The sequence below is a fragment of the Shewanella sp. 8A genome, from assembly GCF_023475945.1.
Taxonomy (GTDB): Bacteria; Pseudomonadota; Gammaproteobacteria; order Enterobacterales; family Shewanellaceae; genus Shewanella; species Shewanella xiamenensis.
The window spans coordinates 185,499-205,043 of sequence record NZ_JAMDJP010000005.1 but is presented as its reverse complement, the minus strand read 5'-3'; the positions used below and the strand labels follow the sequence as shown (position 1 = coordinate 205,043).

Sequence of the window (19,545 nt, the reverse complement as noted above, 5' to 3'; positions counted from 1 at the left end):
GCTGGATGGTAAACGGGAAAGGGCATATCCACGAGTCCTTAAAATGAGCAAAAACAAGTTCCCGGTTAGAGCAAAGAAAAATGCCGTTCACTCTTAAGTGAACGGCATTACACTTTAAGGTGCGTCTTTTTCATTACTTAAAAGTAGGGTTAACGAGCTTCTTCAGTATGGGAAGAGATATTGTGTTTATCTATAGGGATGGCATCCCACCCTTCTTTGATGGTTCGTAAAATATCGCACACATCATCTATTGCTTTCACATCATTATTCAAGTTAGCTTCTGAAATTTTGCGCAGCATGAAATCATAGAGCTCGCTTAAATTCTTTGCTATTTGCCCACCGGCATCCATGTTCAAACTATTACTTAAACCAGTAATAATACCGATAGCTTTATTAATATAAATACCTTTATTGGCCAAATCATTTTGCTCAATAGCGTAACGGCTTTGTGCCAAACGTTGCAGCGCTCCAGCAAACATTAACTGAATGATTCGATGCGGTGAAGCTACAGTGATCTCACTTTCTAACGAAACCTTACGATATGATTGCAGCGATCCTCTCATAAATACCTACCTGTTTGAATCTATTGTCTCGTAAACACTAATCTGGCGCTTATTCTTACTGCCCGCATGTAATAATGCTTGCCTGTCCGCCATGATGTGATTTGCCTTAATAGTGAACTCTTTAGTGAGGTCAAGCTGACACTGAAGATAATCAGCGTCCGTCATGCTAGCATCAGCCACTAATACATTGAGTAAAAGTTGACGCTCTCCAACGAGTACCTGCAAATTTGACACCAACTCGTCAGTTTGAGGATATTCTGCGGGGATGCGAGTTAACTGATTCAATGTGTCGCTGAGCGTTATATTAAGTTCATTAAGTTCATTAAGTTGTTTCACTAGACGTTTCCTTACTTACTAACTCTTTTTAACTGCTCCAGGAAGCGAGTTTAAACTAGCAAGTAAACCACTACTCTGCTGGTTAAGTTGTCCTACGACAAGATCCATTGCATTAAACTGTTTTGTTAAACGGGCAGTTAACTGGTCCATTTTAAGAGTAAAAGCTTCTCTTTGTTCTGCTAACCTACTTTGCTGATTAGTATAACTTGTCTCTCTATCTGCAATCACGCCTCGGGATTTAACATAGCTTTCAGAAACATCGTAAAACCGATTAGCTAAGCCTTTTTCTGGTGTAGCAAAGAGAGCTTCAACACTAGACATATCCTCAGAAAGCACTTTATCAAGCTTAGTATCATCAATAGATAACTTACCATATCTATCTGTTGTGATACCTATATCATACAAAGCTATAGAACCACCATCTTCGGTAGGCACTCGTTCGCTCGCAATACTACGGAGTTGTGATTCAATCGAACGGATCATCGAGTCGCCCTGCAATGCCGCTGCAGTATTTGTATCTTGATCGTAGGATGACAGCTTATCGACCGTTGTAACTAAGCTATTGTAGGCATCAACAAATGCCTTAACGTTTGTTTTAACTGCATCGTTATCTTGTTCTATTTTGAGTGAAGTGGTTTTAGTAAGATCAGCATCTGTTAACTGTAAAGTCACACCTGTAATCGCATTCTTAACTTCATTAGTTTGCGAGGTGACTTTTTGATTATCAATGTAGAGGACAGCATTTTTTGCATCTTGAAGCGTTGTGGTATTCATTGCATCAAACATATTGCTAAGGCCAGAGCCTGTGGTATCTGTAGCCGTGATGCTGATTTGGTTATCTTCGCCAGATTTATCGGAACTAAAAACTAATCGACTTCCGGCGTCACTGGTTATAACGGTGGCAGTGACACCGACATTATCGGGTGCTTCATTGACTTTTTTCGCTATCGCATCAAGAGAATCCGTTGCCGATACGTCCACGGAAAAATTATTACCATTGACCCCAAAAGCTAGACTCCCCTCACCGACACCTAATGCAGGATCAGTTACATTCGTTCCAGCAATTTTATGATTGACAGCGAGCTGTTCAACTTTAATAGCATAACTACCTGTTTGAGCTGTTTTATCAGCAGTTGCAGTTAAATATGTACTATTACTAACGGATATTTTGCGTTGATTTAAAGCCTCACCGGTTTGTAATTTTTTTACGGCATCCTGAAATGTCGTCAGTGCGCTTTTTAAGGTTCCCATAGCAGAAACCTCAGCTTTAATGCTATCTTCTTGTGCTTTAAACATTGCTTCTTTAGGAGTTTTTTCAGCATCCACTAATACTTTTACAATCTTATCAACATCTAACCCTGAACCAATACCTGTCGCTGTTAATGCCATATAAACCTCTTACCTATCAACGGATATATAAAATTGTGTGAATTTTAAGCCTCTGTTTTCATCAAAAGCCCAGTCACTTCAGACAGTTTTTCGGCTAACTTGAGCGCTTCCTCACTGGGCATCTGCCTAATCACATCACCCGTATCTCTATCCAACACAGTGACGACGGCTTGACCAGAGTTTTCATCTACTTTAAAAGCAAGTCCTTTACGCATCATTGACATCATATCAGAAAGCTCAGATGCCACTTGAGTTAACTTTCTTGGATTTTGTTCATTCTCTGCCGCACTCTGCTCTGTAGACTGTTCAACCGCAGATACGGCAGCATCGCGTTTTAATTCAACATCCGCCGTAGGTGCTTTCAGTGGTACTTGAGCCAAATCAACACGGTTTGAAGCCGCCATTGATGTGCTTGCTATATTAATATCCATAGCGATACCTCACCATCTTAAGCATTTGTCTTTAACTGCCTAACAAACACTATAACTTTAATGACCATTTATGTGGCAAAGGGAGATCCGTCGCCGAACCTCCCTTAGAGCCTTATACTTCAGTATGTTATTAAAGTAGTGATAAGGCCACTTGAGGTAATTGGTTAGCTTGTGCCAACATCGCAGAACCCGTTTGTTGTAACACTTGGTTCTTGGTCATTTGCGATGTTTCTTTCGCAAAGTCAACGTCTACAATACGGCTCTTCGCATCAGCAACGTTAGCTTGCGTATTAGCACTATTGCTGATGTTATAAGCTAAACGGTTTTGTATAGCACCTAATTTTGCCCTTTGGTTATCAATTGACTTAATTGCTGCATCAATATTTGTTAATGAAGTACTTCTCTGGGCTGCAGTAGAAACCTTAACATCCGAAGCCTGTACCTTTAGAGCACTTGCAGTCACTTTAGACACAGAAACCGCTATATCCTCTTTATTCTGGTGTCCCACTTGGAATGTCTTACCAGTAGAAAATGAACCATCCAGTAACTTAGTGTTACCAAATGCTGTTGTATTAGCAATAGCAGTAATCTCAGTTGCAAGCGCGTCCAGCTCTGATTTTATAGCATCAAGATCGGATGTAGAATTTGAACCGTTTTCAGACTGAATAGTCAGATCACGCATACGTTGCAACATATTAGTTTGTTCTTGCATCGCACCTTCAGCAATTTGGGCAATTGAGATTGCATCGTTTGCGTTACGCATGCCTACGTCCAAACCACGGACTTGGCTATTTAAACGGTTAGAAATGGCTAAACCAGCCGCATCGTCCTTTGCACCGTTAATACGCAGACCACTGGATAAACGTTCCATGGAGGTGGCCAAGCCGCTTGCTGAAGTATTTAGGTTTTTCTGTGCTTTCAAAGATGTAACGTTTGTGTTTACTGTAATGGCCATGATCGTTTCCTCTTTATACCTGGCTTTATCTAAACTTGCCTGTCTGCTTAAGCCAGGCGGGTCTTAGTGGTTACAGTATATTTAACGGCCATCTTTTTTTTATCTTTAGTATTATTTTTAAAAAATTTTTATGTTTATAAAAAATCTTTTTTTTCATAAAGATAAAGCTTTTCAATTAAAAACTTTGCCTACTTTTCTAATCGTAGCTAGAAAAAGTAGGCAAAAGTACTCTACAAAAGATACGCTAACTTAAGCTTAGCCCAACAATGACAACGCCACTTGTGGTAATTGGTTTGCTTGAGCGAGCATCGCAGACCCAGTCTGTTGCAGTACTTGGTTCTTAGTCATAACTGACGTTTCTTTCGCAAAGTCAACATCCACAATACGGCTCTTCGCATCGGCAACGTTAGCTTGAGTATTAGCACTATTACTAATGTTATAAGCTAACCTATTCTGAATCGCACCCAAGTTTGATCTTTGCTTATCAATGGCTTTAATTGCTGCATCAATATTTGTTAGTGAAGTACTTCTCTGGGCTGCAGTAGAAACCTTAACATCCGAAGCCTGCACCTTTAGAGCACTTGCAGTCACTTTAGACACAGAAACCGTAATATCCTCTTTATTCTGGTGCCCCACTTGGAATGTCTTACCAGTAGAAAATGAACCATCCAGTAATTTAGTGTTACCAAATGCTGTAGAGTTTGCAATTGCTGAGATTTCAGAGGCTAATGCATCAATTTCTGATTTAATTGCATCAATATCAGAAGTTGAGTTCGCACCATTTTCTGCTTGTACGGTCAGGTCACGCATACGCTGTAACATGTTAGTCTGTTCTTGCATCGCACCTTCAGCAATCTGGGCAATGGAGATCGCATCGTTAGCGTTACGCATACCTACTTCTAAACCACGAACTTGGCTATTTAAGCGGTTAGAAATAGCTAGACCAGCAGCGTCATCTTTCGCACTGTTAATACGCAGACCGCTCGATAGACGTTCCATAGAGGTTGCTAAACCACTACTGGAGGTATTTAAATTTTTCTGTGCCTTCATCGAAGTCACGTTGGTATTAACTGTAATAGCCATGTTGAGTTCCTCTTCCTAGTTATACTGCCAAGGCTTGGAGCTTGGCTAAATTTTTAACAATTTATCTTACAGATGGATAGGTCTTTGCTTTCTGTTAAATAAAGTCGAACAGGGAAACAGAACCCACCTTACTAAACACGCTAGAGACTGCGTTCAATGCAAGCTGCTGCTTTGCAAATTCCGTAATCGCTGACGCGTAATCAAGATCCTCAAGTAGAGAAAGAGCAGATGTATTCAACACTTGTTCCTCGATGTGAGTATCTTTGTAGCTTTCAACGGCTTTCAGATTATTCCCCGCCACACTTCTGGCAGAACTGATCTGATTGACACCACTATCGATGTCATTCAATATCTGTGCCAACTGAGATCGACCTTGAGGTGTGTTAGCTGAATTAGGATCTTCAATTAATGCGATCGCACGACTGATTGTATCGAAAATGCTGACTTCAGACTGTGGCTCCATGGTGAAACTATCGCCAGCACTGGGTTTACCAGAGACTTTAACTTCAATGCCATTGAAACTAACGGGGGTAGTAGCATCAAAATTGGTGACGTTAGCCACTGGGTTATTGGCAGAGTCAAGCACTTGTAAATTTGTGCCACCTACGCCATTATCTGTGAAGTTAAATGTATATGTATCAGCGAGATAAGTTGATGTATCAGCAATTTTTGCCGCTTTAACACTAAATTCTCCCTGCTGACTGGCCAAATAATTGACGCTATAATCGCCAAGTCCATTTGGTGCTTTCATAAAAGCAGTATCGCCAGGTACATTAGTCCCTAGGGCTACACCCGTTTGTACTAAGCTATTTCTGACGCCAGAATCACCGCTGTAAACTATTTGGGGAGGTGTTGAGTTGTCGAAAGCAAATGGCTCTTTATCCGTGCTGTAACCAGAGAACATATAGTTGCCAGATTCATCCTTACTATTGGCAATAGACAGTAACTCTTCTAAGCTTCCTTTCATTTCATCGGCAATCATTTGCCGCTCAGAATCCGCTAGTGTGCCGTTTACCGCTCGCATAACTTGTTCACGTATGGAAGATGCCAGATTTTCGGCACTCCCCAACTTACTTTCAGTTACTGCTAATCGATTAGTCGCGTAGTCAATATTCTTCATAAATTGATCGACTAAGGCATTGCGTTGATTCAGGTTATCGATACCTAGCGCCGCAACGGGATCATCACCCGCAGTATTGACTTTTTTGCCGCTACTGAGCTGTTCGAGGATCTTGCTAGTTGCCGTTTGCTTTTGCAGTACACTCGTAATGCTTTGATTAAAGATCTGCGCGGATGATAGTCGCATGATTAAATCTCCTAACGCACTGAAGTTAATAGGGTGTCAAAAATTTGTTGTGCCGTAGTCATGATACGAGCAGAGGCTTGATAAGCCTGTTGAAAACGCATTAAATTGGCGGCTTCTTCATCTAAGTTGACGCCCGATTCGCTTTCTACTCTGGCATAGGCTTGTTGGTAAATAGCCTCTGCAGACCCTACACGCACTTCGGCCGCTTTTGTCTTACTGCCTATGTCAATTTTTGTATTTTCAAATACATCCGCTAAGGTTGACTTCCCCCCATTCATCACTTTACTTTCGCTCAACTTAGCCATAGCGACAGCATTAGAGTTATCACCCTCGGCGAAGGATAAATCGAAGGTAAATTTGTCACCCGCGGCTGCGCCGCTACTCTCAACTTCAAAGGTAAAACCAAATGCACTGATGCTCGGTGGCGTATAAGGCGCAGCAGCACCGAGTGATGCGCCTGATGCATCAAAGGCTTCAAAGGTCGGCGGCACGGCAGTTGTATTTAACTGAATAGTCAGCTCCCCCCCTTTTACAGGGAAATTCGCCGCATTACGGTCAGTAATTTGCGTGAGCTTAACTTGAGTGTTACCTGAGTTCGCAGTATCTGCGGTAATTTTGGGCGCCGCGGCAGCGATACCTTTAGGATCGGTCATCACTACTTCAATGCCATTCGCGGCCCCTGCGGTTGGACGAATGGCAAATCTGTCTCCAGAGGCCATGGCGCCAGCTTTAATATCAATAGAAAATCCAGCACCGCCTTCTAACTTAGTGCCGTTTAAGGTAAGCGGCGTTATCGCGCCGGTTTGCGTATCTCTCAGTTGATAGGTCGACGGCGCCGTAAACGACAGCTCATATGAGCCACCCGTTAAGGTACTGGTATCATCAATATTGACGCCTAAGGTCGCGTTACCTGTATTACCAGAAAGACCAGCAACACGGCCTAAGGACATTAGAGGATCGTTAATATCTTTGAACATATTTGCGCCAACTTGGCCATTAAGATCAAATCCTTGCGCTTGCAGTTTATTAAAGCTGTCTGCAACCCCTAAGGCCAATTGATCAAGCTCTAAGCTCGCGGGCATTAAGGTTTGGTCACGGTATTCAAACAATGCCCCCAACTGCCCTCCTAACTTGCTAGGATCAGCTTTTACGCTCTGTGAGCCAATGGTCGATACCAATTGCAATTCGTTGGGGAAGGGATCGCCCGTCGTCGTGCTCATCGACATCGCCACTTCCCCCGAAACCAACATGATAGAACCACCTAACATGATGCTCTTTGCCCCATTATCCAAGGGGATCACATTCACCTGCGCATACTGACTTAACTCTTGCACGAGCGCGTCTTGCTTATCTAATAAAATCGGATCTTGATTAGGCGATTTCATCAACTCAAGATTGAGATTAGCAAGTTCAGTGCTGATCTCATTAATGCGCTTAGTCATCCCAGTGATTTGATCATTGGTTTGATTTAGCTGCCCGTTCAAGGTTGACTGCATTTGATTCAAGCTATTTGCCAGTTGTTTGGCATCATTTAAGGTTGAGCTACGAATACCTAAATCAGCAGGTAAGTCTGCCAAGCTATTTAAGCCTGCAAACAAATCGTTCAAGCTCTGTGGTATCACTTTACCAATTTGGGAGAAAATTTGGTCCAGCTCACTAAGCTTGCCATAGCTAGCCTCAGCCGCACTCAGGGTCGTTTGGCCAATACGCAATTCGCGCGAGGCATAGTCATTATAAATACGTTTTACATCAGACACATATGTCCCAGTACCGTAAAAACCATTTCCAAGACGTTGAGAATCTAAGGTGGTTTGGGTTGCTACTTGTCGGTGATAACCCGCGGTATTGGCGTTAGCAATGTTATTACTGGTCACCCCTAGTTGCGACTGAGAAGCGAGCACCCCTGTACGGGCAATGTTTAATAGATCGATAGCCATTAGGCGATACTCCTCAACACTAATGTCTTATGAAGAATGATCATTTGTCTTCTCCTGGCAGTATCGATTTCAGCTCTTCACTGATGGACTGCATGACTTTAATCACTTTTTCAGCATATTTTGGATCGGTAGCGTAACCCGCATCCTGCAATGCACGGATAAACTGAGTCGGTGACGCTGCCACTTTCTTGGCATCTTGATAGCGCTCACCGTCAGCAATAAAGGAAACAAAATCGTTAAAACTATGCTCAAAATCGTTGTAAACCCGGAAATCGGCTTTTTGTCTAACGGCAATACCCTGCTCAAACTCCAAGGTACTCACGTTAGCTTTATCACCCAGCCAACGACGATCCGCTTTAATATTGAATAAGTTATGGCTAGGAGCGCCGTTATTTCCGCGAACAATTTTTTGCCCCCAACCAGTCTCGAGAGCCGATTGAGCCAATAACACTTCGGGTTTAGTGCCAAGGGCTTTAGCGGCTTTTTCGGCATGGGGATATAACGTCGCTAAAAATTCTTCACGGCTACCAAACTTAAGCGTCTTTTGCGTTTCTCTAAATGCCACTGTCGGCAATATTTGGCCGCTGATAACAGGTTCTATCGGTGATAAGGGTTGCTCAGACCAGGTAGGCTTAGGTGTATCTATCGCCAACAAGCGTTCAGGTCGGTCAATGTCTAAGGAAGAAGTGACACCATCGGCCTTTTCAAATTCAACATTTGGACGCGCTATCGATGCAGGTACACCTTGTGCGGCTTGTTCTGAAGTGTTGCTATTTATAGCTTCAGCAGTCGATGGGGCTTGAACAGGAATATTAAAGGCTTTAGCGTCATGTTCTAGTTTCATGCCACCATCATTACGTAGCACCGATGCAGGTGTTAGCTGGCTTGACTCAGGAGACAACTGCTGCACCATCATGTCAGCCAGTCCCAGCACACCTTTATCCGATAAGTCGACGGACAATTGCTGATCCCGCATCTGCTCATAAAATTTGGTGTATTGACTATTGAGAGGACTGTCAGACTCGAACACCGCATTAGCATCACGCATGCTCTTCATCAGCATTTGCACAAAAACGCCTTCAAATTGCTGGGCAACTTTTTTCAAAGCGCCCTTTTCATCTTTCTGAGCCTGGGCGCGCAGGTTATCGAGCCCGCCCAGATCAAGAAAATGTGATGAACTTGAAAGCTTTTCCATGATTTTCCCGACAGAAATTAGATGATGATAAGTTCACCATGCAAAGCACCTGCCACTTTTAACGCCTCCAGAATGGCAAGGACATCTGAAGGGGCTGCACCGACCAAATTCACGGCGCGCACTAATTCATCTAAGGTCGTGCCGGGATTAAACATAAACATCCTGCGATCACTTTCAGTCGCATTTATCGTGCTATTGCTGGTCACTGTTGTTTGGCCATTGGCTAGCGCATTTGGCTGAGACACCTGAGTCGCTTCGGCGATCGTCACAGTCAAACCACCATGAGTCACAGCCGCAGGTAATAACTTGACGTTCTGCCCAACGACTATCGTGCCAGTACGCGAATTCACAATCACTTTGGCAGACTCTTCAGCAGGTTCCACCTCAATATTTTCGAGCGTAGCTAAAAAAGACACCCGTTGTGATACATCCCTTGGCGCACTGACCTGAATCGACGTTGCATCCAACGGGCGCGCCATATCAGGGCCGAGCAGATCATTAATCGCATCGGCCATACGCTGCGCGGTCGAAAAATCCGAGCGACGTAAGTTAAACGTCAAATAATCGCCAGTAGAAAACGGCGTAGCCACACTGCGTTCAACAATTGCGCCGTTAGGAATACGGCCAACCGTTGGCGTGTTTTGAATCACTTTCGAACCATCCAAACCATCGGCACTAAAACCACTTACCACTAAGCTGCCTTGGGCAATCGCATATACATTGCCATCAACCCCTTTGAGGAAGGTTTGCAGTAACGTCCCACCACGTAAGCTTTTTGCTTCACCTAGGCTTGAAACGGTCACATCCAATTCTTGGCCTGGTTTAATAAACGCTGGCATATCGGCATGCACAGCAACCACGGCCACGTTTTTGATTTTGGGTCTAAAATTTTCAGGCAAATTGATGCCGAAATTTTTAAGCATGGTGGTGAATGTTTGCTCTGTGTAATTGGTTTTCTCACCCGTACCAGGCAACCCCACTACTAAGCCATAACCAATTAACTGGTTATTTCGTACCCCTTGCACATTAGCAATATCTTTAATGCGTTCAGCCTGGCTTGGCATCGAAAACGCCAACATAACAACGGCCAAAATGAGTTTATATTTCATGATATGACTCCTTAGAAGGGCCACCAATCGCTCATAAAGAACTGGCTTAACCAGCCCACTTTTTGCGCTTCGGCGAAAGTACCAGTACCGCTATATTGAATACGCGCATTGGCCATACGGGTTGAATCAATGGTGTTATCTGGCTTGATATCCTGCGAGCGCACAATACCGGTCACGCGAATAAACTCATCACCATTGTTGATTGAAATCCACTTTTCACCGCGCACAACTAAGTTACCGTTATTGAGCACTTGCATAATATTGGCGGAGATACTGCCGTCTAAGCTATTGCTTTGATCTGCATCGGATTCACGCTTAGTATTCATGCTGTCTTTGTAGCGTAAATCGAGGGGAATACCGCCTAAAGACACATTGCTCCCGCCGGCATAAATGGGATCGAGTGTCATATCAGAACCTTTTTTGATCTGATTACCGGCACTCTTTTTCGCCTGAGTCGCTTCTTTCAACACGATAGTGATAATGTCACCGACTTTATGGGCACGAATATCCGAGTAAAGACTCGCCGCTTGGCTATCTTGGTAAATCGACCCCGTTGCAGCAATTTTAGTCGGTGGTGCTTCGGGATAAACTGGGGCATAGAAGGGATCATCCGCAATCGGCTTCTTTGGAGTTGAACTACATGCCGCCAGCAAGAGCGTACTAGCCAATAGTAGATATCTAGCCATGATCATGTGCCTCTATAGATTCTGATTCACATAAGCCAGCATCTGATCGACCGCCGAAATCACTTTGGAGTTCATCTCGTAGATCCGCTGACTTTCAATGAGGTTAACTAGCTCTTCGGTCACGTTCACGTTAGAGGTTTCTAACGCACCTTGACGAATCGCTCCCATACCATCAAGTGATGCAGTGCCTTGAATAGGCGTACCACTCGCACCAGTTTCGGTGTATAGGTTTTGTCCCATAGGATCTAAACCCGACGGGTTAATAAAGTCGGTCATACTGAGCTGCCCAACGACCTGGTTTTCCGCCGCACCTGGTGTTTTTACCGAAACTTCCCCTTCAGCAGAGACCGTAATACTGGTTGCATCCTCAGGAATAGTGATCGCAGGTTGCAACACATAACCCGAACCCGGCGTGACAATTTGCCCTGTATCATCTAAGGTAAATTGACCATTACGGGTATAAGCCGTAGTCCCATCGGGGAGCTGCACTTCGAAAAATCCAGGACCTTCAATCATCAAATCGAGCGAGTTATCCGTGGTCAGCATATTGCCTTGGGTAAACATTTTTTGGGTGGCTACCACCTTGGTACCCGCACCAATGTTCAAACCGTTTGGCAACTTAGTGTTAGAGGCGCTGATCCCACCCGCTTGGTTAACAGTTTGATAAAGTAAGTCTTCAAATACCGCGCGGCTTTTTTTATAGCCCACAGTACTGGCGTTAGCGACGTTGTTTGAAATCACCGCAATATCGGTTTGCTGTGCGTCTAAGCCAGTTTTACTAATCCATAACGCTGGATGCATAATTTATCTCCTAACTAATCCGCATTAATGAGGATGAAGCGCGGTCATTTTCTTCCGCGGTTTTCATCATCTTCACTTGCAATTCAAATTGTCGCTGTAGGTCGATTAAGGACACCATCTCATCTACGGGGTTGACGTTACTGCCCTCTACAGCACCACTTTCTACAAATACACTGGGATCGGCAGGCGCCGGATCACCGGATACCAAACGGAACAATCCATCCTCGCCGCGCATCATTTGTGCATTGCCGGGGTTTACTAACTTTAATCTTCCTACCTCTTCGACAACTTCTGTCGTCGCACCTTGAGGACGAACAGAGATAATCCCATCCTGTGAAATAGTGACCTTTTCAATTGGCAGCGGTAACACAATCGGTCCGGCATCACCCATCACGGGATTACCACGGTCGTTATGCAATAAACCTGTTGAGTCAAAACTGAGACTGCCAGAACGGGTATAAGCTTCACTACCATCCTGTGCTTGCACGGCAAACCAACCGTCACCTTTAATGGCAACGTCAAGATCGCGTCCAGTAGATTTAATCGGGCCCGAACGAAAATTGGCGGAGGGGGTTTCAACCATGGCAAAGACCCTTGTCGGCAATCCTTCACCAAAGGCTTGCATCGATCTGGCTTGCGCCATATCCGACTTAAATCCATCGGTATTTGCGTTGGCTAAGTTGTTGGCACGCAACGCCAACTCATTCATATTTTGCTTAGCGCCGCTCATGGAGATATAAAGGAATTTGTCCACAGACTGCTCCGTCAAAGTTTCAACCTGACAATAGCAAAGCAAGCATCATGCCAATAAAATAAGCAGCTAGTTAACTGATAAATTAGGAGATTTTAATAAACGAATGAATGCACAACAGAAAGAGGCTAAGTGTTGCCGCTTGCGGCAACACTTAGCAGAGGCAAGATTAACTTAACGAATTTGCAGAACAGTTTGTTGCAGAGTGTTATTCACTTCCAGCGTACGTGAGTTGGCTTGGAAGTTACGTTGTGCCGAAATCAAATCCACCAGCTCAGTCGTCAAGTCAATGTTAGATTGCTCTAACGCTGAAGAACTGAGACTACCAAACGTACCACTGTTAGGCTCACCAGCCAGCGCAGGACCTGACGATAAACTGGCTTTCCACGAGGTATTACCCACTTGTGTCAACCCTTGTTCGTTTGCAAAGCGAACTAAAGCAACGCGGGCTAATGGCACTGTTGAACCATTGGAGTAACTGGCAGTGATCAAACCATCTTCACCAATTTCGACATTGGTTAAACGCCCTACTGTGGTACCGTCCTGTGACAATTCAGTGGCGGCAAAGGGAGCTGAATATTGGGTTGGTGCATTAAATTTAATAGTCACGGCTTGAGTGCCATCAGCACCAGGGCCTAACACGCCAGCGCCGCCAACCCCTAGCGCTTCGGTGGCGACGACTGCCGGATCACTCCCAGTATACACACCGACAGAATTAAACTTCAGAACCGATCCCTTCCAGCCGCCAGCCGTTTGAGCTGTGCCAGAGGCATCGGGAGTGCCATCACCATTGGTGTCAGTCTGATATGTACCAGCAGGGCCAGAAATATCAACTTGTTTACCATCAATGGCATAGTATGCAACCCAGTTGTTCTCACCATTATATGAGCCATTATTTGGCTTGACGAAATAGGTCGTCATGATATGTGGCTCACCCAGAGAGTCATAAATCGTCATGGATGTCACACTGTTATAGGTTTTGGAGTCTAAAGGATCAAAAGCAGCAGGGTCGAGTGAACCTTCTTTTGCATTTAAATTCATCTGCAAAGTCACGTTTTCAGTTTGAACAGGGCTACCTGCAGTATCAGGAATTTGTACTGGCTTAGCTGTCGTTAAACTGACAGAGGTAGAGTTACCATCTTTGTCTACTGGAAAGGTCTGCAAAAAATTCCCAGCAGAGTCAACCATATAATTATTTTTGTCGACTTTGAAAGCACCTGCCCGAGTAAACTGATGATCCAAGGTACCTATCTCGGACGCAGTTACAAAAAAGCCACCGCCTTTAATCGCTAAATCTAACGAGTTATTCGTCAGTTGCAAACTACCTTGGTGGAATTGCTGCGCCACTTGGCTCGTAGCCACACCGCCACCCACAGCGGTTTTTGAGTTTGAGAAAATTGAATTAGCGTAAACATCCGCAAATTCAGCACGCGATTCTTTAAAGCCAATGGTGTTAGCATTCGCGATATTGTTCGCAGTAGTGTTCAAATCTTTCTGCGCAGCAGAAATGCCACTCAATGCAATGTTAAACGACATAATTCACCTCTACATTTGCTCAATTCAATGATGGACAAGTGTGATGTCCATTTACAATCTTGATTACGATTAAACTTCACTAATCGCAAGTACATCCGACAGTTTAAAGGCCATTCCACCCTTGAGATTCAAAATGGCGCCAGTCGCTGCAGTACCTAAAGAAACACTGGTCACATGCGCATAGGTCGATACAGCTAACGCTTGTGATTTATCATTCACCAAACCCGATGCTTTAATCGAGTAATTACCTGCGGCAACGGGTTCTCCTTTATCATTCAAGCCATCCCACTTGACATCAGTGTTACCACCCTTACTACCATCAACAGTAAATGTTCTAACGACTTGCCCTTTATCATCTTCGATTCGAACATTAATGACGGGAATTTTCTCTGAAGTACTGATCACACCATTTAAGCCTGGGCTTTCTGCAGAGATATAACCCGTATCTGTCGGTAACAGCACTTTTCGCCCAACTAATCCCGATGCTTGCAAAGCTTGGCTTGATGTCATCACACTGTTTAAATTAACGATTTGATCATTTAACTTAGAAATGCCATCGACTGTAGAAAAAGATGCCATTTGTGCAATCATCTGGTCGTTATCAACGGGCTTGAAGGGATCCTGCATCGATAACTGCTGACTGAGTAATGAGAAAAAATCCTCTTGAGTGAGCTGCTGACTCTTAGCCTCTGGAACAGCAGAACTATTCGGCAAACGTAATCCATCCAAAAATGGGTTACCTGTAGAGCTAGTCGACGTTTTCGTGGTATTGGTTGATACCGTATTCGATTGAGTGTTTGTTTGAGTCAGCTGCGATGAGGTTTGACTCAGTTGGTTAATGAGGCTCACAACGTACCTCCTAAATAACGCATATTATTTACCCATCCCAAGTGTTTGTTGCAGCATAGATTTTGCCGCCTCAGCCACTTGAACATTCATCTGATATGAGCGAGAAGCTGAAATCATGTCAGCCATTTCTTCCATGACATTGACATTTGGTTTGTAAATAAAGCCATCAGCATCCGCCATCGGATGATCCGGCGAATACTCTTTTAATAGGGGCTTATCACTCTCGACTATGCCTTTCACCGTGACACCTTGGGAAGCTTGTTGCTGACTTTGCGCCTTGGCCATTTCGGCTTCGAAAATAGGATGACGAGAACGGTAAGTTTTATCTACACTGCTGGAGACTGAATCTGCGTTAGCAATGTTACTCGCGGTAGTATTTAGCCGCAGAGACTGGGCTGACATGCCAGACCCCGCAACATCGAAGATATTAAATAAACTCATGATTAATCCCCTCTCAGCGCTTTTTTCATACCGCTAAATTTACTGTCTAAAAACCCCAGAGACATTTGATATTCGAGAGCATTTTGCATAAATGCTGATTGCTCTTGTTGAACGTCGACAGTATTGCCATCCCCTGTATCGGGTTGATTCGGCACTCGAAATTTAACGTACTGCCCGGTTAGCTGCGCTAGCCCAAAATGCTGCTCATCAGCGGTCATCTCTAAGCTATTACGCTGTTGTTGCTGGGTTTTAGCAACATTTAAGGCGGCAGAAAAATCGACGTCACGGGCTTTATAATGTGGCGTATCAGCATTTGCGATATTGCTTGAAATCACTTCAGCCCGCTCAGCACGGATCCCCAAGGTGAATTGGTGAACACCCAGTGCCTTATCAAAATTAATCGCCATAAAATTGCCTCCATCGTGTCACTCACGGGAACAAAGCAATTCATGTGCCAATACTTTTATGGGAGGTAATAAAGTTTGTGAGGGATATAGCAGATAAAAAAATTACCGAACTATGCCGGTAATTATCAATTAAAATCAAATCCTTAAGTTTTCTTTTGGTAATAAATGCCAGGGTTACAACGAACCATATCAAATTCATCAGTAAGGCCAGCAATGGATTCGGATGCGCCTAAAAAGAGGATACCTTTGGGATTTAACGCGGCAGCAAATTGCCGCAAAATTTTTGCTTTTGCCTCAGGGGCAAAATAGATCAACACATTTCGGCAAAAAATAATGTCAAACTTACCCAACAAAGTGTAACTCTCGAGCAAGTTATGAGCACGGAAATTGACTAGACGTTTAACGTTATCCTTTATGCGCATGTTGCCAGAAGGCAAAGCATCAAAAAACTGCCGCTTACGTTCTTCAGACAATCCACGTGCTAACGCTAAACTATCATACTCAGCATTTTTACAACGCTCCAACATAGAAGGCGAAAGATCCGTTGCCTGAATCGAGGCACCACCAGGCAGCGCCCCAGGTTTTTTTTGCTGGTACTCTAATATGGTCATCGCTAAAGAATATGGCTCTTGACCCGACGAGCAAGCTGCAGACCATATTTTTAAAGGTCTACCTAACTTACTGTATTCTGGTAATAGCACATTATTAAGCAATTCAAATGGATAACGATCACGAAACCATAAGGTTTCATTAGTGGTCATGGCATCAATAACTTCAGCTCGTAAAGCTCGTTCCGTGGGTTTCATCGAATGCTTTACCACATCGGATAACGAAGGAAGGTTATATTTGCCCATCAATGGCGCGAGACGACTACGTACGAGGTATTGTTTATTTTCACCTAGCACGATGCCGCTATGTTGTTCTAAGAACAACCTAAATTGATTATATTCTGCTTCAGCGAGTGATTTATCAGGCACATTCACGTCCTAGATCCTATAGCAAGCACCAAAATAAGTGCACAACAATCATGTAATAAGGGCTAGATTATAGCGTAAAGCTCAACTAGGCACTAACCCACACTCTCACTACAAACTTAAATGCTTGTTCACTGCCGCAGCTAATTCGTCAGGGTTAAATTTTGCGATAAAGTCATTGGCACCAACCTTTTGTACCATGGCTTGGTTAAAGACACCGCTTAATGAGGTGTGCAGTACCACCTTGATATTTTTAAGCTTAGGATCATCACGGATCTCAGCCGTTAAGGTATAACCATCCATTTCGGGCATCTCAATATCGGAGATAATGAGTGGAATTTCATCGGCAACATTATTCATTTCACTTGCAATGGCCTTGAGCTTATCAAGTGCCTCACGACCATCTTTTGCCGTGTCAATTTGTAAATTTAACGACTCTAACGACCGAATAATTTGCTTGCGTGCCACCGCAGAATCATCAATCACCATAATATGGTAATGCTGACTTCTATCGAGAGTAAGTTGCTCATTAACCTCTTCACTAATGGCCGTTTTGACAGGTGAGATTTCATCTAAAATCTTTTCAACGTCCAAGATTTCAACCAACTCACCTTCAATCTCGGTAACCGCGGTTAAATAGGAATAACGCCCAGCACCTTGCGGTGGCGGCATAATGGCTTCCCAGTTCATGTTGATAATACGTTCAACAGAACTAACCAAGAACCCCTGCACACTACGGTTATATTCCGAAATGATGATAAAGCAATTTTCAGTGCTCGCTAACGGACGCCCACCCGTTGCCGCACTCAGATCGATAACAGAAATAGTTGTGCCGCGAATATGGGCAACTCCTTTGACGTAAGGATTGAGCTTAGGCAATGTCGTTAATGGCGGGCATTGCAAAACCTCTTTCACTTTAAATACGTTTATCCCAAACCGTTGACGACCATTTAACTTAAATAGCAATAGTTCTAGCCGGTTTTGACCTACGAGTTGGGTTCGTTTGTTGACTGAATCAAGAATACTCGACATAACTCTGCCTTGTTGTTCTGTTTATGTACGGCCCTAAAACTCGTTTGAGTATAGGCATATTAATTGCTTACGTCTTGTTATCGATAAACATAGTTGAAACTAAGTCAAACTTCTGACACCAAAAATCTAAGAAAGAAGCATTGAACAGTTTCACGCTTGATAAAAGTATAGGTGTATTCTGGCGTTACAAGCTAGTCTCTTCATTATGAAAGTAAATTTAGTCTATTTTTTGAGTATTTTCGCACTTTTTCTATCCACGGCAGCTAAGGCTGAACCCGTGATACCTAGCGTATCGGCGATATCCGAATTAGCTAAAGCCCTTATTAATGAAAAGATTGCTGTACCTGCAAATGCGAAAGTCGACATTAATCCACAAACGGTCGATAACCGAATGCTGCCAGCACAGTGCACATCACCAATAAGGGTCGAATTAGCTTCTGAACGCGAAATTAGCCGTAATAACACCATAAAAGTCAGTTGTGATACCCCCGATCTCGCCTACCCTTGGCAGATTTTTATGTCTGTTAGAGTAGACATTCTTTTTCCTGTTGTGGTCGCAACCGAAACCTTAGCGCCAGGTGAATTAATCAGTCCTTCACAGGTCGAGATCCGCTATGTTGACCAAAATAGTTTGCGTGGTATGCAATTTAGCGATACTAATCAGCTTACAGGCGTGAGAGTTAAACGCCGAGTCGCGAAAAATTATCCTATTTTTGCGAACAACCTTTGCTTTGTCTGTAAAAATGACACAGTGTCGATTTATGTGCGTTCAAATAACTTCGTACTAAAAACTGTGGGAGAGGCGCTGCAAGATGGTAATATCGGCGACCAAATTCGAATCAAAAATAGCAGTTCTAACAAAGAGCTAGATGCCATAATTACGGCGATTGGCGAAGTAGAAGTTAGAATGTAAAATAAGCTAAAGCTTTTCGATAAGCTGCCGATACCCCAGTTAAGAAATCCGTATACATGACGCTGGAGCCTAAAATGGCAATTGATATTAGCAAATTTAACGCCGGAGCGGCCGCACAAGTCCGTTCAAACAGCACTAAACAAAGCAGCGAAAGCGAGAAAACCTCTCAGGTAGCGGCTAAATCAACTCAACTAAAAGGTGACTCTGTTGTCATTACGGCTCAAGCTCAACAGTTACAAGGAGCTCAAACCAAAATGGCCAGTCTACCTGAAGTCGACCAAAAGAAGGTGGCCGAAATAAAACAAGCCATTGCCGAAGGTCGTTATAAAATTGATCCCGAAAAGTTGGCTGCGAATATTGCCAGCTTCGAAGCAGAATTAAATGAGCTTAATAAAGAGTAACTATGACAGAAATAGCTAAACTGGTAGATCAACAACACGCCCATTTGGCTGTTCTTAAACAAATTATTCTTAAGGAAAAAGGCGCTTTGGTTGACCAAAACGCCGATTTGCTTTTGTCGCTTGCTGAGCAAAAATCAACATGTCTACAAGACCTTAAAGCAAATGATGACTTGCTGGCTAGTCACAGCGATAAAGCCTTACTCACAGAGCAAGTGGAGCTATCCGATAAAATGGCAGTGGTTAAAGAGGCTCTAGCAGAATGCAAAGATCTCAACGCACAAAATGCTAGTTTGATCGAGATGAATCTTGCAAGCCTAAACCGCTTTGCTCAAGCCTTGCAGGCGAGCCGAAATGCCACCACGCTGACGTATAACGATAAAGGTAAAACCTCAACAATCTCCAGCTTAGGCAATGATCTAAAAGCGTAAGGCGTTATAAGTACAAACGGAT

General features: G+C 43.7%; 22 protein-coding genes. 3 read left to right on the top strand and 19 right to left on the bottom strand.

All coding sequences use genetic code 11. The features are described 5' to 3' along the window. Positions 1–149: 149 nt before the first annotated feature. The 19 genes from fliS to M0413_RS05875 form a co-directional block, all read right to left on the bottom strand. A complete protein-coding gene (fliS, locus tag M0413_RS05965; RefSeq protein ID WP_126512816.1) occupies positions 150–563 on the bottom strand; it encodes a flagellar export chaperone FliS in 414 nt (137 codons plus the stop codon). Between the two features lie 6 nt (positions 564–569). Beyond that, positions 570–899 carry a hypothetical protein gene (locus M0413_RS05960; RefSeq protein WP_011716410.1) on the bottom strand — a complete coding sequence of 110 codons (330 nt, stop codon included), beginning with the start codon at positions 897–899 and terminating at the stop codon, positions 570–572. An 18-nt stretch (positions 900–917) separates the two neighbouring features. Beyond that, the gene (gene fliD / locus M0413_RS05955) at positions 918–2,288 is read right to left on the bottom strand and encodes a flagellar filament capping protein FliD (protein WP_249553459.1); all 1,371 of its coding nucleotides are present in this window, start codon (positions 2,286–2,288) and stop codon (positions 918–920) included. A 44-nt stretch (positions 2,289–2,332) separates the two neighbouring features. After that, positions 2,333–2,719: a flagellar protein FlaG gene (locus tag M0413_RS05950; RefSeq protein ID WP_011716408.1), complete on the bottom strand. Its 387-nt coding sequence runs from the start codon at positions 2,717–2,719 to the stop codon at positions 2,333–2,335. 130 nt (positions 2,720–2,849) lie between these two features. Then, on the bottom strand, positions 2,850–3,674 hold the full coding sequence (locus M0413_RS05945) for a flagellin N-terminal helical domain-containing protein (protein ID WP_218737125.1): 825 nt from the start codon (positions 3,672–3,674) through the stop codon (positions 2,850–2,852). Positions 3,675–3,929: 255 nt separating this feature from the next. After that, positions 3,930–4,757, bottom strand: coding sequence for a flagellin N-terminal helical domain-containing protein (locus M0413_RS05940; RefSeq protein ID WP_086903734.1), 828 nt, complete (start codon positions 4,755–4,757; stop codon positions 3,930–3,932). A 94-nt stretch (positions 4,758–4,851) separates the two neighbouring features. After that, entirely contained in the window at positions 4,852–6,063 is a 1,212-nt protein-coding gene (gene flgL, locus M0413_RS05935) for a flagellar hook-associated protein FlgL (protein WP_249553457.1), read from the bottom strand. An 11-nt stretch (positions 6,064–6,074) separates the two neighbouring features. Beyond that, the gene (flgK, locus tag M0413_RS05930; protein WP_249553454.1) at positions 6,075–8,000 is read right to left on the bottom strand and encodes a flagellar hook-associated protein FlgK; all 1,926 of its coding nucleotides are present in this window, start codon (positions 7,998–8,000) and stop codon (positions 6,075–6,077) included. 40 nt (positions 8,001–8,040) lie between these two features. Then, complete coding sequence (flgJ, locus tag M0413_RS05925) at positions 8,041–9,195, bottom strand: flagellar assembly peptidoglycan hydrolase FlgJ (RefSeq protein ID WP_249553452.1); 1,155 nt, start codon at positions 9,193–9,195, stop codon at positions 8,041–8,043. Positions 9,196–9,212: 17 nt separating this feature from the next. Next, positions 9,213–10,304, bottom strand: coding sequence for a flagellar basal body P-ring protein FlgI (locus M0413_RS05920; protein ID WP_037420597.1), 1,092 nt, complete (start codon positions 10,302–10,304; stop codon positions 9,213–9,215). A gap of 11 nt (positions 10,305–10,315) precedes the next feature. Then, complete coding sequence (gene flgH / locus M0413_RS05915; protein ID WP_011716401.1) at positions 10,316–10,990, bottom strand: flagellar basal body L-ring protein FlgH; 675 nt, start codon at positions 10,988–10,990, stop codon at positions 10,316–10,318. 12 nt (positions 10,991–11,002) lie between these two features. Next, positions 11,003–11,791 carry a flagellar basal-body rod protein FlgG gene (gene flgG / locus M0413_RS05910; protein WP_011716400.1) on the bottom strand — a complete coding sequence of 263 codons (789 nt, stop codon included), beginning with the start codon at positions 11,789–11,791 and terminating at the stop codon, positions 11,003–11,005. A 10-nt stretch (positions 11,792–11,801) separates the two neighbouring features. Continuing rightward, a complete protein-coding gene (gene flgF / locus M0413_RS05905) occupies positions 11,802–12,545 on the bottom strand; it encodes a flagellar basal-body rod protein FlgF (protein WP_011716399.1) in 744 nt (247 codons plus the stop codon). 171 nt (positions 12,546–12,716) lie between these two features. Continuing rightward, the gene (flgE, locus tag M0413_RS05900; RefSeq protein ID WP_047539503.1) at positions 12,717–14,078 is read right to left on the bottom strand and encodes a flagellar hook protein FlgE; all 1,362 of its coding nucleotides are present in this window, start codon (positions 14,076–14,078) and stop codon (positions 12,717–12,719) included. 69 nt (positions 14,079–14,147) lie between these two features. Next, entirely contained in the window at positions 14,148–14,927 is a 780-nt protein-coding gene (flgD, locus tag M0413_RS05895) for a flagellar hook assembly protein FlgD (protein ID WP_037420602.1), read from the bottom strand. Between the two features lie 24 nt (positions 14,928–14,951). Continuing rightward, positions 14,952–15,368, bottom strand: a complete 417-nt coding sequence (flgC, locus tag M0413_RS05890; protein WP_011716396.1) for a flagellar basal body rod protein FlgC — start codon at positions 15,366–15,368, stop codon at positions 14,952–14,954. Between the two features lie 2 nt (positions 15,369–15,370). Continuing rightward, on the bottom strand, positions 15,371–15,775 hold the full coding sequence (flgB, locus tag M0413_RS05885) for a flagellar basal body rod protein FlgB (RefSeq protein WP_037424822.1): 405 nt from the start codon (positions 15,773–15,775) through the stop codon (positions 15,371–15,373). Between the two features lie 143 nt (positions 15,776–15,918). Next, on the bottom strand, positions 15,919–16,758 hold the full coding sequence (locus M0413_RS05880) for a CheR family methyltransferase (protein ID WP_037420607.1): 840 nt from the start codon (positions 16,756–16,758) through the stop codon (positions 15,919–15,921). Positions 16,759–16,860: 102 nt separating this feature from the next. Then, positions 16,861–17,781 (bottom strand): chemotaxis protein CheV, encoded by a 921-nt coding sequence (locus M0413_RS05875; RefSeq protein ID WP_037420608.1) that lies wholly within the window; start codon positions 17,779–17,781, stop codon positions 16,861–16,863. 205 nt (positions 17,782–17,986) lie between these two features. Here M0413_RS05875 and flgA point away from each other — a divergent pair, with 205 nt between their 5' ends. The 3 genes from flgA to M0413_RS05860 all read left to right on the top strand — a co-directional run bounded on the left by flgA (position 17,987) and on the right by M0413_RS05860 (position 19,523). Next, entirely contained in the window at positions 17,987–18,694 is a 708-nt protein-coding gene (flgA, locus tag M0413_RS05870; RefSeq protein ID WP_037420610.1) for a flagellar basal body P-ring formation chaperone FlgA, read from the top strand. Positions 18,695–18,768: 74 nt separating this feature from the next. Further along, positions 18,769–19,095: a flagellar biosynthesis anti-sigma factor FlgM gene (gene flgM / locus M0413_RS05865; RefSeq protein WP_037420613.1), complete on the top strand. Its 327-nt coding sequence runs from the start codon at positions 18,769–18,771 to the stop codon at positions 19,093–19,095. A 2-nt stretch (positions 19,096–19,097) separates the two neighbouring features. Beyond that, positions 19,098–19,523 carry a flagella synthesis protein FlgN gene (locus tag M0413_RS05860; protein ID WP_037424828.1) on the top strand — a complete coding sequence of 142 codons (426 nt, stop codon included), beginning with the start codon at positions 19,098–19,100 and terminating at the stop codon, positions 19,521–19,523. Positions 19,524–19,545 lie beyond the last annotated feature (22 nt).

Coding starts and splice junctions, on each gene's coding strand:
- M0413_RS05875 (WP_037420608.1), bottom strand. CDS start 17,781: ATGTCGAGTATTCTTGATTCAGTCAACAAACGAACCCAACTCGTAGGT.
- flgH (WP_011716401.1), bottom strand. CDS start 10,990: ATGGCTAGATATCTACTATTGGCTAGTACGCTCTTGCTGGCGGCATGT.
- flgA (WP_037420610.1), top strand. CDS start 17,987: ATGAAAGTAAATTTAGTCTATTTTTTGAGTATTTTCGCACTTTTTCTA.
- flgJ (WP_249553452.1), bottom strand. CDS start 9,195: ATGGAAAAGCTTTCAAGTTCATCACATTTTCTTGATCTGGGCGGGCTC.
- M0413_RS05920 (WP_037420597.1), bottom strand. CDS start 10,304: ATGAAATATAAACTCATTTTGGCCGTTGTTATGTTGGCGTTTTCGATG.
- flgG (WP_011716400.1), bottom strand. CDS start 11,791: ATGCATCCAGCGTTATGGATTAGTAAAACTGGCTTAGACGCACAGCAA.
- flgE (WP_047539503.1), bottom strand. CDS start 14,078: ATGTCGTTTAACATTGCATTGAGTGGCATTTCTGCTGCGCAGAAAGAT.
- flgM (WP_037420613.1), top strand. CDS start 18,769: ATGGCAATTGATATTAGCAAATTTAACGCCGGAGCGGCCGCACAAGTC.
- M0413_RS05860 (WP_037424828.1), top strand. CDS start 19,098: ATGACAGAAATAGCTAAACTGGTAGATCAACAACACGCCCATTTGGCT.
- fliD (WP_249553459.1), bottom strand. CDS start 2,288: ATGGCATTAACAGCGACAGGTATTGGTTCAGGGTTAGATGTTGATAAG.
- flgL (WP_249553457.1), bottom strand. CDS start 6,063: ATGCGACTATCATCCGCGCAGATCTTTAATCAAAGCATTACGAGTGTA.
- fliS (WP_126512816.1), bottom strand. CDS start 563: ATGAGAGGATCGCTGCAATCATATCGTAAGGTTTCGTTAGAAAGTGAG.
- M0413_RS05950 (WP_011716408.1), bottom strand. CDS start 2,719: ATGGATATTAATATAGCAAGCACATCAATGGCGGCTTCAAACCGTGTT.
- M0413_RS05945 (WP_218737125.1), bottom strand. CDS start 3,674: ATGGCCATTACAGTAAACACAAACGTTACATCTTTGAAAGCACAGAAA.
- flgK (WP_249553454.1), bottom strand. CDS start 8,000: ATGGCTATCGATCTATTAAACATTGCCCGTACAGGGGTGCTCGCTTCT.
- M0413_RS05940 (WP_086903734.1), bottom strand. CDS start 4,757: ATGGCTATTACAGTTAATACCAACGTGACTTCGATGAAGGCACAGAAA.
- flgB (WP_037424822.1), bottom strand. CDS start 15,775: ATGGCGATTAATTTTGATAAGGCACTGGGTGTTCACCAATTCACCTTG.
- flgC (WP_011716396.1), bottom strand. CDS start 15,368: ATGAGTTTATTTAATATCTTCGATGTTGCGGGGTCTGGCATGTCAGCC.